The 15,304-nt window shown below is 67.3% G+C and carries 15 protein-coding genes; 11 read left to right on the top strand and 4 right to left on the bottom strand.

Annotated elements, in window-relative coordinates:
• Nucleotides 1-7: 7 nt before the first annotated feature.
• Nucleotides 8-301 (bottom strand): hypothetical protein, encoded by a 294-nt coding sequence (locus AC5P7U_RS03685; RefSeq protein ID WP_006445277.1) that lies wholly within the window; start codon nucleotides 299-301, stop codon nucleotides 8-10.
• A gap of 267 nt (nucleotides 302-568) precedes the next feature.
• Here AC5P7U_RS03685 and AC5P7U_RS03690 point away from each other — a divergent pair, with 267 nt between their 5' ends.
• From AC5P7U_RS03690 to AC5P7U_RS03700, 3 genes are read left to right on the top strand one after another with little or no spacing between them, the layout of a single operon-like run.
• Nucleotides 569-2,806 carry an ATP-binding protein gene (locus AC5P7U_RS03690; protein WP_006445276.1) on the top strand — a complete coding sequence of 746 codons (2,238 nt, stop codon included), beginning with the start codon at nucleotides 569-571 and terminating at the stop codon, nucleotides 2,804-2,806.
• Complete coding sequence (locus AC5P7U_RS03695; protein ID WP_006445275.1) at nucleotides 2,803-3,270, top strand: response regulator; 468 nt, start codon at nucleotides 2,803-2,805, stop codon at nucleotides 3,268-3,270. The genes AC5P7U_RS03690 and AC5P7U_RS03695 overlap by 4 nt, the downstream gene beginning before the upstream one ends.
• Nucleotides 3,263-5,662 carry a response regulator gene (locus AC5P7U_RS03700; protein ID WP_006445273.1) on the top strand — a complete coding sequence of 800 codons (2,400 nt, stop codon included), beginning with the start codon at nucleotides 3,263-3,265 and terminating at the stop codon, nucleotides 5,660-5,662. Before AC5P7U_RS03695 ends, AC5P7U_RS03700 begins: the two co-directional genes overlap by 8 nt.
• Nucleotides 5,663-5,664: 2 nt before the next feature.
• Here AC5P7U_RS03700 and AC5P7U_RS03705 read toward each other — a convergent pair whose 3' ends face one another.
• From AC5P7U_RS03705 to AC5P7U_RS03715, 3 genes are read right to left on the bottom strand one after another with little or no spacing between them, the layout of a single operon-like run.
• Nucleotides 5,665-6,357, bottom strand: a complete 693-nt coding sequence (locus tag AC5P7U_RS03705) for a Rossmann-fold NAD(P)-binding domain-containing protein (RefSeq protein WP_006445272.1) — start codon at nucleotides 6,355-6,357, stop codon at nucleotides 5,665-5,667.
• A gap of 10 nt (nucleotides 6,358-6,367) precedes the next feature.
• Nucleotides 6,368-7,048: a ChrR family anti-sigma-E factor gene (locus tag AC5P7U_RS03710; RefSeq protein WP_006445271.1), complete on the bottom strand. Its 681-nt coding sequence runs from the start codon at nucleotides 7,046-7,048 to the stop codon at nucleotides 6,368-6,370.
• Complete coding sequence (locus AC5P7U_RS03715) at nucleotides 7,045-7,668, bottom strand: sigma-70 family RNA polymerase sigma factor (RefSeq protein ID WP_197562818.1); 624 nt, start codon at nucleotides 7,666-7,668, stop codon at nucleotides 7,045-7,047. The genes AC5P7U_RS03710 and AC5P7U_RS03715 overlap by 4 nt, the downstream gene beginning before the upstream one ends.
• Nucleotides 7,669-7,801: 133 nt before the next feature.
• Here AC5P7U_RS03715 and AC5P7U_RS03720 point away from each other — a divergent pair, with 133 nt between their 5' ends.
• The 8 genes from AC5P7U_RS03720 (at nucleotide 7,802) to AC5P7U_RS03755 (ending at nucleotide 15,304) form a co-directional block, all read left to right on the top strand.
• Entirely contained in the window at nucleotides 7,802-8,569 is a 768-nt protein-coding gene (locus AC5P7U_RS03720; RefSeq protein ID WP_197562816.1) for a hypothetical protein, read from the top strand.
• An 83-nt stretch (nucleotides 8,570-8,652) separates the two neighbouring features.
• Nucleotides 8,653-9,603 (top strand): acyl-CoA desaturase, encoded by a 951-nt coding sequence (locus AC5P7U_RS03725; RefSeq protein ID WP_006445267.1) that lies wholly within the window; start codon nucleotides 8,653-8,655, stop codon nucleotides 9,601-9,603.
• A gap of 1 nt (nucleotide 9,604) precedes the next feature.
• On the top strand, nucleotides 9,605-10,882 hold the full coding sequence (locus tag AC5P7U_RS03730) for an NAD(P)/FAD-dependent oxidoreductase (protein ID WP_006445266.1): 1,278 nt from the start codon (nucleotides 9,605-9,607) through the stop codon (nucleotides 10,880-10,882).
• Nucleotides 10,879-11,646, top strand: a complete 768-nt coding sequence (locus tag AC5P7U_RS03735; protein WP_197562814.1) for a DUF1365 domain-containing protein — start codon at nucleotides 10,879-10,881, stop codon at nucleotides 11,644-11,646. The genes AC5P7U_RS03730 and AC5P7U_RS03735 overlap by 4 nt, the downstream gene beginning before the upstream one ends.
• Nucleotides 11,643-12,902, top strand: a complete 1,260-nt coding sequence (locus AC5P7U_RS03740; RefSeq protein WP_006445257.1) for an SAM-dependent methyltransferase — start codon at nucleotides 11,643-11,645, stop codon at nucleotides 12,900-12,902. The genes AC5P7U_RS03735 and AC5P7U_RS03740 overlap by 4 nt, the downstream gene beginning before the upstream one ends.
• Before the next feature lies 1 nt (nucleotide 12,903).
• Complete coding sequence (locus AC5P7U_RS03745) at nucleotides 12,904-13,452, top strand: DUF2878 domain-containing protein (RefSeq protein WP_197562810.1); 549 nt, start codon at nucleotides 12,904-12,906, stop codon at nucleotides 13,450-13,452.
• Nucleotides 13,449-14,234 carry a DUF1295 domain-containing protein gene (locus AC5P7U_RS03750; RefSeq protein WP_006445255.1) on the top strand — a complete coding sequence of 262 codons (786 nt, stop codon included), beginning with the start codon at nucleotides 13,449-13,451 and terminating at the stop codon, nucleotides 14,232-14,234. Before AC5P7U_RS03745 ends, AC5P7U_RS03750 begins: the two co-directional genes overlap by 4 nt.
• Nucleotides 14,231-15,304, top strand: coding sequence for an SAM-dependent methyltransferase (locus AC5P7U_RS03755; protein WP_006445254.1), 1,074 nt, complete (start codon nucleotides 14,231-14,233; stop codon nucleotides 15,302-15,304). The genes AC5P7U_RS03750 and AC5P7U_RS03755 overlap by 4 nt, the downstream gene beginning before the upstream one ends.

Here is a 15,304-nt window from a genome sequence, read left to right on the forward strand (position 1 = left end):
AGAGCCCTCAAGTCTGTGCGGCCACCTGCGGCTGCCAGGCACGCAACAACGACGGCTTGAATGCCTGTTGGCCGCAGCCGGCAGGGCAACGCACCACCCGTGATGCGGAATGGCTCACCAGTCCCTGCCCTTCCTCGGCCTTGAACACCGTTTCGCACGACAGGCAGCGGGCGACCAGCGAGTACAGGTGCAGCAGGCGGCCACTGGCCGGGTCCTGCAGCGCATCCACGTCCAGCAGTTCGAACTGGCAGCTGTCGGGCAGCATGCGATACGGCATGGAAGGCAGGGTCTGCAGGTTCACGGGCGTGGTGGCTCAAGGAGGTTGGCCTACGGTAGGCAACCCGGTGTGCAGCGAGCGTGCAGCGCGCATGTACCTTCTGCGAAACGCGAAAGTGCCCGCTGCACGGCGAAAATGAAGAATTCAGTTTTCAATGAAAGGCTCTTCACGCTTACGAAGTGGTATGCGAATGCACGCTTTTGCTTCACCATCACCGGATACCGGATGCAGTGCTGGGTTGTCCCCGTCTGGGATGTTCCCGTCATCCATGAATCATGAGTGCCGCCTTTGATGCCTTCCGTTGAGTCCAAGCACGACGTTGCGCTGTCCCGTTGTGCACGCGAACCGATTCATACGCCGGGCGCAATCCAGCCGTACGGTGTGCTTCTGGTACTGGAACCGCAGTCACTGCGGGTGCGCGAGCGCGCCATCAGCCAGCCCCGGCTGCTGCAGCAGTTCGGCGAGCCGCTGATGCAGCACGTCAGCGAGGTACTGGGCGGCGTGCTGGCGCCGTTCGAGGCGTTGTTCCAGCAGGCCGCGGTCGGCAGCAGCGCCCACGTCGGCGCCGTGCACCTGGACGGCCACGGCCGGCATCAACTGCTGGTGCACCGCTCCGCCACCGACCTGCTGGTCGAGCTGGAGTCGCCCGTTCCTGGCCAGCCGGGCTCGCTGGAGGAACTCTACCCGGCCATCCGCGAGCTGATGACCGCCATCGAGTCGGCCACGACGGTGGAAGACCTGTGCCAGCTGGCCGCCGAACACATGCGCCGGCTCACTGGCTTCGATCGCACCCTGGTCTATCAGTTCGACCCCGGCTGGAACGGCATCGTGGTGGCCGAGGATGGCAACGGCCTGTTGCCGTCCTACCTGGACCTGCGTTTCCCCGAGTCGGACATTCCGGCCCAGGCCCGCGAACTGTATCGCCGCAACCGGGTACGGCTGATCGCAGACAACAACTACACCCCTGCCCCGCTGATGCGCGCCGAGGACCATCGCGACGCACCGCCCACCGACCTCAGCCTGGCGGTGTTGCGCAGCGTTTCGCCGGTGCACATGCAGTACATGCGCAACATGGGCACCGGTGCATCGATGTCGGTGTCGCTGGTGCACGAAGGCCAGCTGTGGGGCCTGGTGTCGTGCCACACGGTGCATCCGCGCCGGCTGCCCTACCACGTGCGCACTGCGTGCGAGTTCATGGGCCAGATCCTGTCGCTGCAGATTGCCCTGAAGGAACGTGCGCGGGCCATTGAAGAACGCGTGGCGCGCCGCTCGGTGCTGGTCAAGCTGCTGGCCCGCATGGCGGGCGACGAGGACTTCATGGCCGCGCTGCGCCACGACGAAACCAGCCTGCTGTCGCTGACCGGCGCCGCTGGCGCGGCCATCGTGCACAAGGGCGACTGCATGCGCGCGGGCCTGTGCCCGCCCGCGGCCGACGTGCTGGCCCTGGCCGATTGGCTGGCCGCACAGCAGGCCGGGCAGGAAACGTACTGCACCGACCATCTGGCCGGCGACTGGTCGCCTGGCGTGCGCCTGGCCGACGTGGCCAGCGGCGTGCTGGCGGTGTCCATCTCGCAGCTGCATGACAGCTACCTGATGTGGTTCCGCCCCGAGGTGGTGCGCACTGTGCGCTGGGGCGGCGACCCGCGCAAGACCGCCGCGCCGGACGTGGCGCTGTCCCCGCGCAGCTCTTTCGAGGCCTGGAAGGAAACCGTCCAGCAGCGCAGCCTGCCGTGGAATGACGCCGACCGCGATGCCGCGCACGAGATGCGCACCGCCATCGTCGACATCGTGCTGCGCAAGGCCGAGGAAATGGCCGAGCTGAACGAGCAGTTGATGCGCAGCAACAAGGAGCTGGAAGCCTTCTCGTACTCGGTCAGCCATGACCTGCGCGCGCCCTTCCGCCACATCGTCGGCTATTCGGAGCTGCTGGGCAGCTCGGCCGGTGAACGCCTCAACGATACCGAACGCCGCTTCCTCGACACCATCGTGGAATCGGCCAAGTCGGCCGGTACGCTGGTGGACGATCTACTGAGCTTCTCGCAGATGGGCCGTTCCACCCTTGGCCGGGTGCGGCTGGACATGGCCGCGCTTGCCGAGGACGTGCGCAGGAGCCTGGCATTGGACTACGCCGGCCGCGACGTGCAATGGACGCTGGCACCGCTGCCGGAAGTGCAGGCCGATCCGACGATGATGCGCCTGGTCTGGCAGAACCTGCTCTCCAACGCGGTCAAGTTCACCCGCGAGCGCGAGCATGCGGTGATCGAGGTCGGCCATGAGCGCAGCGAGGAGGAGGATCACTTCTTCGTGCGCGACAACGGCTGCGGCTTCGACATGCGCTATGTCGACAAGCTGTTCGGCGTGTTCCAGCGCCTGCATCACGTCGAGGAATTCGAAGGCACGGGCATCGGCCTGGCCAATGTACGCCGTATCGTCAGCCGCCACGGCGGCAGGACCTGGGCCGAGGGTGAGCCCGGCAAGGGCGCCACGATCCACTTCACCTTACCCCGTTCCACAGGAGATCACCCATGAGGGACCTGCGGCCGATCCTTCTCGTCGAGGACAGCCCCAAGGATGCCGAGCTGACACTGGCCGCGCTGTCGCGCTGCCAGCTGCTGAACGATGTCATCCATGTACGCGACGGCGCCGAAGCGCTGGACTACCTGCGCTGCGAAGGCAAGTTCGCCGGCGCCAACCACGGTGGCCCGGTGGTGGTGCTGCTGGACCTGAAGCTGCCCAAGGTGAACGGCCTGGAGGTGCTGGAGCAGGTGCGCGGCGACCGGGCGCTGAGCAGTACGCCGGTGGTGATGCTGACCTCCTCGCGCGAAGAGCAGGATCTGGTGCGCAGCTACGAACTGGGCGTGAATGCTTTCGTGGTCAAGCCGGTCGATTTCAAGGAATTCTTCGATGCCATCCAGGGGCTGGGCATGTTCTGGGGCATCACCAATCAGCCGCCGCCCCATCGCCCCAACGGATCGGGTCAGCACAATGCATGATGGATCGCGCCGCAGCGAGCGCCTGCGCATCCTCATGCTGGAGGACAGTGCGCTTGATGCGGAACTGATCACTGCACAGCTGCAACGCGCCGGCCTGGATTTCGAGGCCGAGCGGGTGTGGTCACGCAACGCCTTCATCGAGGCGATCGACCATCGCGCGTTCGATGTGATCCTGGCCGATCACGTGCTCCCGGGCTTCGACGGCGATGCTGCCCTCGCGCTCGCACGCGAGCGGATTCCGCACACCCCCTTCATCTTCGTATCAGGCACGCTTACCGAGGACCTGGCGGTGCAGGCACTGACCCGCGGCGCACGCGACTACGTGGTCAAGCAGCGGCTGCAGCGCTTGCCGGATGCCATCCGGCGTGCCCGGCAGGAAGCCCGCGAACGCACCCAGCTGGCCGATGCACAGGCCGCGCTGAATGACAGCCAGGCCCAGCTGCAGCAGGTAACCGATGCAGTGCCGGCGTTGATCGCCCAGCTCGACAAGGAGCACCGCTACCGGTTTGCCAACAGGGCGTTCCTGGACTGGCACGGCATCAGCCTGGCTGAACTGCTGGGTCGTAGCGCGCGCGATGTCAGCGGCATTTCCGCGTTCGAGCATGCGCTGCCCAGCCTGCAGCAGGTGCTGCGGGGCGAGCGCAGCAGCTTCCAGGTGGAGCTGGCGCACCGAAGTGGCGAGTCACGCTTCGTGCAGATGGACTGCGTGCCCGAACGCGGCCCCGACGGGGAAGTGGTGGGCTACATCTGTCTGGGCAGCGACGTTTCCGGATTGAAGCAGGCCGAACTGGCGCTGCGCGAGGACAACCAGCTGCTTGAACGGCAGGTGCAGGCGCGCACCACCGAGCTGCGGGCCAGCAAGCGACGCCTGCAGGCGATCTTCGAATCCAGCTTCCAGCACCAGGTGCTGCTGGATCTCGCAGGCCAGGTGGTGGATGCCAACATCGCCTCGCTGGCCGCGGTGCTGGCCGACAAGCCCGAGGTGATGGGCCAGCGTTTCGGGCAGTCACCCTGGTTCGCTGGCACCGATGGCGTCGGCGAGACCGTTGACCGGGCCGTTGCCGATGCCGCCAAGGGGCACAATTCGCTGCATGCGCTCGACCTGGAGTTGCCGACCGGCCGGCGCAGCTTCGATTTCTCGTTCCGCCCGCTGCTGGATGCCGAGGGCGCGGTCACTGCCGTGGTTTCGGAGGCGGTGGAAACCACCGCCCGGCTGCAGGCCGAACACGCGCTGCGGCAGTCACAGAAGATCGAGGCGGTGGGCCAGCTCACCGGCGGCATCGCCCACGATTTCAACAACATCCTCACCGTCATCTCCGGCAACGTCGAGCACGCCATGCTGCTCAGCGAGCGAGCCGGCGAGCCGGGGGCGATGGTCGGCCGTGCGCTGGACAATGCGCTCAAGGGCGTGGGCCGCGCCGCCAGCCTGACCCAGCGCCTGCTGGCGTTCGCCCGCCGCCAGCCCTTGCACAGCCAGGCCGCCAACCTCAACGAGCGCCTGCTGGACATGCATGACATGCTGCAGCGTGCACTGGGCGAACTGGTGCAGCTGGACATCCGCGTCGCAGAGGACATCTGGTGCATCGAGATCGACGTCAGCCAACTGGAGGCGTCCGTGCTCAATCTGGCCGTCAATGCCCGCGACGCCATGCCGCACGGCGGTCGGCTGATCATCGAAGTGGACAACAGCCATCTCGACCACGACTACACTGCTCTGTTCCCTGATGCAACGCCGGGCGAGTACGTGATGCTGCGGGTCCGCGACAACGGCCACGGCATGGATGCGGCCACGCTGGCGCGGGTGTTCGAGCCCTTCTTCACCACCAAGCAGGTGGGCCGGGGAACCGGCCTGGGCCTGTCGATGGTGCACGGCTTCGTCAAGCAGTCCGGCGGGCATGTGCTGATCGATTCGGTGGAAGGCGGCGGCACCAGCATCACCATGATGTTCCCGCGCTCGACGCTGGCCCTGCCCTGTGAGGGAACGGCGCCGCAGACCGGGCTGGCCGGCTATTCGCCGCGCGAAGAGACCATCCTGGTGGCCGAGGACAACGATGATGTCCGTGCCCATACCGTGGACGCGCTGCGCATGCTGGGCTACCGCGTGCTGGAAGCACACGACGGCCCTTCGGCCCTGCGCCTGCTGGAGCGCCCTGACACCACCGTCGATCTGCTGTTCTCCGACGTGGTGATGCCTGGCATGTCGGGCTGGGAACTGGTGCGCGAAGTGCGCGAACGCTGGCCGGACGTCGCGGTGCTGTTCACCTCGGGCTACCCGCGTGACCACGATGCGGTCGGCAGCCAGGGCCGTGCGGTCGCGCTGCTGCCCAAGCCGTTCACCCGCAGTGATCTGGCGCAGGCGGTACGCACCGCGCTGGAGGCCGCGCTGCACTGAGGTCAAGGCGCCGGATCGCGCACTCCCGCTGCGATCCGGTTGATGTCCGCGCACTCCACCGTGGCCGGCGGATGCTCCCGGCCGGCCAGCGCGATCATTGCCTGGCCCAACGCCAGATTGCTGGTCACCAGCGAGGGCGCGATCGCGCCTGCCAGTTTCATCAGCGGCGCGCCACCCCAGTACAACGGCTTCAGCAGGCCATGGCGGGTGCCGGTGCCTTCCACCGGGCGCACGCCACCCGGGCGCAACATCACCGTGCGAACCGGCAATGCCTGCAGCGCCTGCTCGGTTTCACCCTTGATGCGCAGCGGCATCAGCCGGCTGCCCGCATCTGCGCCCGCACCGGACACATACAGGAAGCACCCTTGCGGATTGGCCGCTGCCCACGCCCGGGCAACGGCCAGCGTGGTGTCCAGCGTAACGCGACGGTATTCGGCCTCGGCGGTGCCTACCGGTGGCGCACCGGCACAGTAGAAGCAGGCATCGAACCCTGCCAGTTCATCCTGCCGCGCTTCGATGTGCAGGAACTCCGGCACGATCAGTTCGCTGCCGGCACCGCGCAGGCTGCCCGGATGCCGGACCAGCGCGGTCAGCTCAGCCACCTGGCGCGAGCGCTGGCAGGCCAGGGCCACGCCCTGCCCCACCAACCCGGTAGCGCCGGTCAACAGAACCCGCAATGCACCGGCAGCCGCCATTGTGGTCACCCTAAAGCTTGACGAAACGCTGGATCTTCCGCGCCAGCCAGCCACTGAACACCAGCGGCGCATCCAGCGCGGACACGCAGATGCACGGCACACCCGGTGCGGTGACGGGCTGGTGCTCCACCTCCTCATCCAGGTCCGCCACATCGCCCGGCGCGAACAGGCCCAGCGCGTCGTTGTACGAACCGCGCAGGATCTGGGTCAGTTCACTGCGTCCGTGGCTGTGCATCGGCAGGCACTTTCCCGGCGCGATCTTCAGCATGATCAGCGATGGCATCTGTTCGGCGCGGATGCAGTGCACGCCCGGTGCCATCCAGCGCCAGCGCAGGGCTGCCAGCGACGCACCGAAGTACGGGTGCAGCGACGCCGGCAGGTGATCAGGATCGGCCTCCGGGCGCTCCCGCCGCGGCACGCTCGCCGCCAGGGGCAGGCTGATGGGCGACTCGCTGGCAAGCTGCGCCAGCATCGCCTCGCGCAGCGTGCTCCGGCGTGCGTCACCTTCGGCTGAGGCAGGTTGCGTCTGCTCCAGCAGCACCGACCCGATCGCCTCGGCGTCGCGCAGGCGCTGGCGGCACTGCGGACATTGCTCCAGGTGGGCGCCGGCCACGATGCTCAACGGGGCAGGCAGTGCACCGGCCGCATAGCTCATCAACGTGGATTCGTGCAGATGGTGGTGCGGGTTCACGGCGCACCTCCCACTTTCGACTGCAGTTGCAGGAACGCGCGCCGCAAATGTGACTTGACCGTGCCCAGCGGCATGCCCAGCGCCTCGGCAATCTCGCTGTGGCTCTTGGCTTCGAAATAGGACATCCGCACCAATCGCGCCTGCACGGCAGGCAGCTCGTTGATGCGCTGGCGCAGCCACGCCTGGTCGGCGAACTGTTCGGCGCTGCTGCGTTCGACCAAATCCAGGGTTGCCGCGTCCTCCACCGCCGCCTGCACCTGCAGCCAGCTACGCTCGCGCCGCACCCGATCAATATGCAGGTTGCGGGCAATCCGGTACAGCCAGGTACTCAGCGCCCCTTGGGCGGCATCGTAGTCGGCCGCGCGCAGCCACAACCGCAGCAGGCATTCCTGCGCCAGTTCTTCGGCCACCGCATCCGGTGCCCCCAGGCCGCGCAGATAGACGCACAGCCGTGGCATGAAATGGTCGTAGATCCGCATGAAACAGTCGCGGTCGCGCAGGCGGGCGACCCTGTCCATGTCACCGGCCCAGTTCGTCGGCTCGCTGCTCGGCTGCTGGGAACTGGACACGATGCGTGCGGTATCGAAGGTGAGGAGAGTGCTGGCGGCGTCAGGGTACATCTGCGTTCGCGGCGGGCAGGTGAAGGTCTGTCCTCTGTACGCGCACCGGTGGCGATTGGATGCAGGCGACCTGCTGCATCCGAGCGGCCACCGGCGCCGTATGTCTTCTGACCTCCCTCTCCGGATGAACCCCATGCGTGCCGCCTGGCTGCTGCTCTGCCTGCCCCATGCCGCGCTGGCGGCCCCCTGGCTGCGCACCGAGGGCATTGCCACCTCCGCACAGGGGCAGGCGCTCTATCGCGAAGTGCACTGGCAGCGCGACGCGAGCGACGGTGCCGAACGCTGGGTGCTGTACCAGTGCCCGGATGGGCGCCCCTTCGCCCGCAAGCACCTGCCCGCGACATCCCGCCCGCAGGCGCGCGGCTATTCGCTGGATGATCTGCGCAGCGGCCAGAAGGCGCAGATCGAGGTGGCCGGCGGCAGTGTCCTGATCGACTGGAAGGAGGATGCCGATGCGCCATCGCGCCAGCGCCGCCTGGAACTGCCCGCTGATGCCGTGATCGATGCCGGCTTTGATACCGCCGTGCGCCAGCATTGGCCCGCGCTGATGCGCGGCGAGCGCATCTCGCTGCCTTTCCTGGTTCCAGGGCGGCAGCGCTATTTCCCTGTGCAGGTTCGCCGGACTGGCCCCCTGCGCTGGCAGGGGATGGCCGCGCAGCAGATCGAGGCCAGCCTCGACACCTGGTATGGCGGCATCGCACCGCGCCTGCAGCTGGTCTATGCCGATACCGACCGACGACTACTGGAGTTCCAGGGCACCAGCAACCTGCGCGATGCACGGGGCCGCTATCCGCAGGTGGTGGTTCGATTCGCCGCTGCTGCGCGCGCAAGCAGCGCCAGCGAATGGCAGCAGGCCTGGGCGCAACCACTCGTCGCCAGTTGCGGCGTGACGTCCAGGTGAAGCCAAACTAACAGCGAAAGCACGCATCCAGTAGGCATCGTGCTGCGTAGAGAGAGAACACACGCCCCCTTTCGAGACCCCTCATGGCCTCTGCAGCGCCCCTCCCCCGTCGCCGTTGGCGCCTGCTGCGCACAGTGCAGCGCTGGGTCGACACCGGCAGTGCTGCAGACGGCGCCGTCGACCGCCCCGGGCGTATCGACTGGCTGCGCGCGGTACCGTTCGCACTGATGCATGTGGCGTGCCTGGCGGTGGTCTGGGTGGGCGTGTCATGGACCGCAGTGATCGTTGCGGCGGCGCTCTATGCCGTGCGCATGTTCGCGATCACCGCGTTCTACCACCGCTACTTTTCGCATCGCACCTTCCAGGCGTCGCGACCGGTGCAGTTCGTATTCGCTGTTATCGGGGCCGCCAGCGTACAACGCGGACCACTGTGGTGGGCCGCGCACCATCGCCACCATCACCGCCACGCCGATCAGCCGCTCGACCCGCACTCGCCGCGTGAAGGCGGCTTCTGGCGCAGCCACATGGGCTGGTTCCTGACCCGCGAGGCTTTCGCCACGGATCTGTCGCGCGTTCCCGACCTGGCGCGCTTCCCGGAACTGCGCTGGCTGGATCGCTTCGACACTGCTGTTCCCGTACTGCTGGCCGCAGCGCTGTATGCGCTCGGCGCCGCCCTGGAGCGCTGGACGCCGGGCCTGCACACCTCGGGACCGCAGCTGCTGGTGTGGGGCTTCTTCATTTCCACCATCGTGCTGTTCCATGCCACCGTGACCATCAACTCGCTGGCGCATCGATTCGGCCGGCGCCGTTTCGAGACCCGCGATGACAGCCGCAACAACCTCTGGCTGGCCCTGCTTACCTTTGGCGAAGGCTGGCACAACAACCACCACTTCTTCCCGGGAACCGTCCGCCAGGGCTTCCGCTGGTGGGAGGTGGACCTGACCTGGTACGGCCTGCGCGTGATGGCGGCCCTTGGCCTGGTAAAGGGCCTCAAGCCGATTCCCGAGTGGGTGCTGGCCAAGGCGAGGTACTGACATGCGCATCGCGATCATCGGCTCCGGCATTGCGGGCCTTGCCAGCGCCTGGTGGCTGGACGGCGAACACGAGGTCACGCTGTTCGAGGCCAACGATTATCTGGGCGGCCATACCCATACCCACGACGTGCAGGTGGATGGTCTGCAGATGGCGGTGGACACCGGCTTCATCGTCTTCAATCCGTTGCACTATCCGCTGCTGACGGCATTGTTCGACGAACTGGGCGTGGCCTCCCAACCTACGACGATGAGCTTCTCCCTGCACAGCGAGCGCAGCGGCGTGGAGTACAACGCCACCTCGCTGGACGGCCTTTTCTGCCAACGCCGCAATCTGCTGTCACCCCGGTTCTGGGGCATGCTGGCCGACCTGCGCCGGTTCTACCGGGACGCGCCACTGCTGCTGGCCGAGGATGAAGGCCCTACCCTGGGCCAGTACCTGCATGCCCAGCACTATGGCGAGGCATTCATCGAAGAGCATCTGCTGCCGATGGCATCGGCGCTGTGGTCCTCCCCCACCCGCTCGGTGATGGAGTTCCCGGCCCGTTACCTGGCCCAGTTCATGGCCAACCACCAGATGCTGCAGATGACCGGGCGCTCGCCCTGGCGCGTAGTGAGCGGCGGATCGGCACGCTATGTCGACGCCTTGCGCGCCCGCTGGCGCGTGCGTGAGCGGTTGCAATGCCCGGTGCATTCGGTCGAGCGCATGCCGTGGGGTGCGCGCGTGCACAGTGCTGCCGGCGTGGAGGGCTTCGATGAGGTGATCCTGGCCTGTCACAGCGACCAGGCGCTTGCGCTGCTGGGTGACGCAGACCGCGTCGAACGCGAAGTGCTCGCGGCCATCCGCTACCAGCCCAACGAAGCGGTGCTGCACACCGACGCAACGCTGCTGCCGCGCGACCGGAAGGCCTGGGCCGCATGGAACGCGCACGTGCCGCGTGACCCGTCTGCGCCCTGCACGGTCAGCTACTGCATGAACCTGCTGCAGGGCCTGCCCGGTGACACGCCCCTGGTGGTGACGCTCAACCGCAGTGAGGCGATCGATCCGGCCAAGGTCCTGCGCACGCTGCGCTACGCCCACCCGGTGCACGACCACGCTGCCATCCGGGCCCAGCAGCGCTGGCCCGAGCTGCAGGGTCGTCGCCACACCTGGTTTGCAGGCGCGTACTGGGGCTGGGGCTTTCATGAGGATGGAATCCGCAGTGCGCGGCGCGTGGTCGATGCGCTGCGTGCCTGCGAGCCGCACCGGCTGCTGCCGGCAGCCGGCGAGATCGCGGCATGAGCGCCAGCGCACTCTATTTCGGGCAGGTGATGCATCGGCGGCATCACCCGCACCCGCATGCGTTCCGTTACCCGATCGCGCAGCTGCTGCTCGACCTGGACGAGCTCGATACGGTGTTCGCTGGCCGCTGGCTGTGGTCGATCAATCGGCGCAACCTGGCCGAATTCCGCCGCAGCGACTACTTTGGTGATTCCACGCGGCCACTGGCCGATGCAGTACGCGACCACGCCGCGGCCACGCTCGGCTTCCGGCCTGCCGGCCCGGTGCGCCTTCTTACCCACCTGCGCTTTGCCGGGCATGTATTCAATCCGGTCAGCTTCTACTACTGCTACCAGCCCGATGGCAGCACCCTGGACTGCATCGTGGCCGAGATCACCAACACCCCGTGGAAGGAACGGCATGCCTATGTGCTGCCGATCTCCACGGCCACCCATGAAGGCACCTCGCTGCGCTGGCAGTTCGACAAAGGCTTCCACGTCTCACCCTTCATGCCGATGGACTGCCGCTATGACTGGCGCTTCAACGTGCCCGGCGAGGACCTGCGCGTGCACATGCAGGTCTGGCGCGACGGTGTCCGCCAGTTCGATGCCACCCAGGCCATGCAGCGCCGCGCACTGGATGGCCCTGGCCTGGCCCGGGTGCTTGCCTGCTATCCGCTGATGACGCTGCAGGTGGTGGCCGCCATCCACTGGCAGGCCTTGCGCCTGTGGCTGAAGCGCAACCCCGTCCACGACCACCCCAACCTTGCCGGGAAACCGCGATGAACTCGATGACTCCTTCGGTCGCGCTGCCGCGCCCGGGCGCACTGGATGCCTTCCTGCGCCGCCGCCTGCTGGCCCAGCTCGCCCCGCTGCGCGCGGGCCGGCTGTGCGTGCGTGACGCGCTCGGCGAGGTGTGGCTTGGCGATGCCCGAGGCGAACTGCATGCCACCGTCACCATCGACGACCCGGCGTTCTACAGGAAGGTTGCCGCGCAAGGCAGCGTCGGCGCAGGTGAGAGCTACATCAACGGTGAATGGCGCTGCGACGATCTGGTCACGCTGATACGGCTGCTGGTACGCAATCGCGATCTGCTCGACAGCATGGAACACGGCCCAGCCCGCGTCGGCGGCTGGCTGCTGCGTGGCTGGAACCGCCTGCGCCGCAACAGCCGCGAAGGCAGCCGCCGCAACATCGCCGCGCACTACGATCTGGGCAACGACTTCTTCGCCCTGTTCCTGTCGCCGGACCTGATGTATTCCTCGGCGCTGTTCTCCGATGAAAGCGAATCGCTGGAATCGGCCTCGCGGCGCAAGCTGGACCGCATCTGCCAGCAGCTGCGGCTCAGCCCCGGCGATCGCGTGGTGGAGATCGGCACCGGCTGGGGCGGCTTCGCCGTGCATGCCGCTACGCACTATGGCTGCCACGTCACCACCACCACCATTTCCGCCGAACAGCATGCGCTGGCCGCAGAACGCGTGCAGGCCGCCGGCCTGCAGGACCGGGTCACCCTGCTGATGCAGGACTACCGCGACCTGCAGGGCCAGTTCGACAAGCTGGTCTCAATCGAGATGATCGAGGCGATCGGCGCCGAGTACCTGGACACCTATTTGGCCACGTTACAGCGCCTGCTGAAGCCGGACGGCGTGGCCCTGCTGCAGGCGATCACCATCGAGGATCACCGCTACGAACAGGCCCGGCGCAGCGTCGACTACATCAAGCGCTACGTCTTCCCGGGCAGTTTCATTCCATCGATCAACGCGATCATGGCGGCCAAGACCCGATCCAGCGACCTGCAGCTGATCGCCCAGCAGGATTTCGGGCACTCCTATGCGCTGACCCTGCGCGCCTGGCGCCAGCGCTTCCTGGCGCAGTTGCCCGAGGTGCAGGCACAAGGCTTCGACGCGCGCTTCTGCCGGCTGTGGGAGTTCTACCTGGCGTATTGCGAGGGCGGCTTCCTCGAACGCTCGATCGGTGTATCCCACCTGTTGCTGGCGCGCCCCGGCCATCGGCCGATCACGGATGCGGACGGCGGGCACTGAGATGAGCCGCTTCTGGACCAACCTGCTCGGCAACCAACTGGTCTGGCTCAGCGCCGTGGCCGGCGCCGGTCGCGGCTGGCAATGGCCCGCACTGCTGGCTGCGTCGCTGTACATCGGCAGCCAACTGCTCACCTCGCCGCAGCCGAAGCTGGACCTGCGGCTGCTGGCGTGGGCGCTGGCCTGCGCCTGGCTGGTCGACGCCAGCGCAGCGGCCAGCGGCACGGTGCGTTATGCCGCCGCCGCGTTCGGTTGGGCGCCGCCGCCGTGGATCATGGCGCTGTGGGCGGCGTTCGCGATGACGCTGACCACTTCGATGCGCTTCCTGCAGCGGCACGCCGCGCTGCCGATGCTGTTCGGCCTGCTGCTGGCGCCACTGGCCTACCTCTCTGCTGCGCGCGGCTTTGACGCAGTGCGGTTCGCAGCGCCGGCATGGCACGGCCTGGTCGTGCTTGGCGTTGGCTGGAGCATCGCGCTTTCCCTGCTGTGCAGCCGTGCCCGGCGCGGATCGCTCGGCACGCCACAGCCACCCCTCGCTGGAGCGCCGTCATGATCGAGCTGTCATGGGTGCTGTTGTACGCCGTGCTGATAATGAGCTGGGGCTGGGCCTGGCAACGTCGCCACACAAACATCGGGGTGGTTGATGTGCTGTGGGCCAAGGGCGTCGGCGCATCTGCACTGTTGCTTGCGTTGCTCGGCGATGGCGCGCTGATGCCACGGGTGGCACTGGGCGCGCTCGGCGGCGTGTGGGGCAGCCGCCTCGCCCTGCATCTGTGGCACCGGGTCCGTCACGAAGCGGAGGACGGACGCTATCGCTACCTGCGCGAACACTGGCATGGCCACCAGGGAAAGATCTTCGGTTTCTTCATGGCCCAGGCCCTGCTGATCATCCTGTTCGCCCTGCCCTTCGTCGCGGTGGCGGCCAACCCGCGGCCCGGGCTGTCGATCTGGATCGTGGCCGCTGCGGGGGTCTGGCTGCTCAGCGTGGGGGGTGAAGCGCTGGCCGACCGCCAGCTGGCCCGCTTCCGCGCCAACCCGGCCAACAAGGGCCGCACCTGCCGGGATGGCCTGTGGCGCTACTCACGGCACCCGAACTATTTCTTCGAATGGCTGCACTGGTTCACCTATGTGCTGTTGGCGGTCGGCTCGCCGCTGTGGTGGCTGGCCTGGGCCGGTCCGCTGCTGATGTATGTGTTCCTGCGCTACCTCAGCGGCATTCCGTTCACCGAAAAGCAGGCCCTGCGCAGCCGCGGCGACGACTACCGCGACTACCAGCGCACGACCCCGATGTTCTTCCCCTGGTTCCCACGCCCCTCCAAGGAGCACGCTGCATGAACGCGATCCCGTCACAGAACCCCACCGAAGCGGGTGAGAGCGGGCTGATCGCCTGGGCCGAGCGTGGCTGGGTTCCGGATGCGGCGTTGCGCGCCGGCATCCGGCGCCTGTGCGCGCAGCGCCTGCACGAGGAAGCCGAGGGCGGCATCGAGGGCCAGTCGGCCCGCTTCAACCGCCGCATCGCCGAACTGGCCGACAGCCCACTGGCGCTGCATACCGATGCCGCCAACCGCCAGCACTACGAGGTACCCGCCGCCTTCTTCCAGGCTTGCCTGGGCAGGCAGCTGAAGTACAGCGGTTGCTACTACCCGACCGGCAACGAGACCCTGGACCAGGCCGAAGACGCAATGCTGGCCCTGTACGGCGAACGTGCCGGGCTGGCCGATGGCCAGCACATCCTGGAGCTGGGTTGCGGCTGGGGCTCGCTGACCCTGTGGATGGCCGAGCGCTATCCGCTCGCCCGGATCACCGCCGTGTCCAACTCGAACAGCCAGCGCCAGCACATCCTGGCGCAGTGTGCGTCGCGTGGGCTGCACAACGTCGAGGTACTCACCCGCGACGTCAACCAGCTGGAATTGCCACCTGCGCAGTTCGACCGCTGCGTCTCGGTCGAAATGTTCGAACACGTGCGCAACTACCAGCGCCTGCTCGCGCGCATCGCGCAATGGCTGAAGCCGGAAGGTGCACTGTTCGTGCATATCTTCGCGCATCGCACGCTGATGTATCCGTTCGAAACCGACGGCGGTGACAACTGGATGGGCCGGCATTTCTTCACCGGCGGGCTGATGCCTGCCGCCGATACCCTGCTGCACTTCCAGCACGACCTGCAGCTGGAGCAGCGCTGGCTGATCGATGGCACCCATTACCAGCGCACCGCCGATCATTGGCTGGCCAACCAGGATGCGGCCCGCGACCGCGTGATGCCGGTGCTGGTTGCTACCTACGGCGAAGCGGCCGCACGGATCTGGTGGCAGCGCTGGCGCATGTTCTGGATGGCCTGCGCCGAACTGTTCGGCTACGACGACGGCCAGCAGTGGCTGGTGGCCCATTACCTGTTCCGTCCCCGCTGA

This window comes from Stenotrophomonas sp. YJH_SMC_57 (assembly GCF_059369755.1).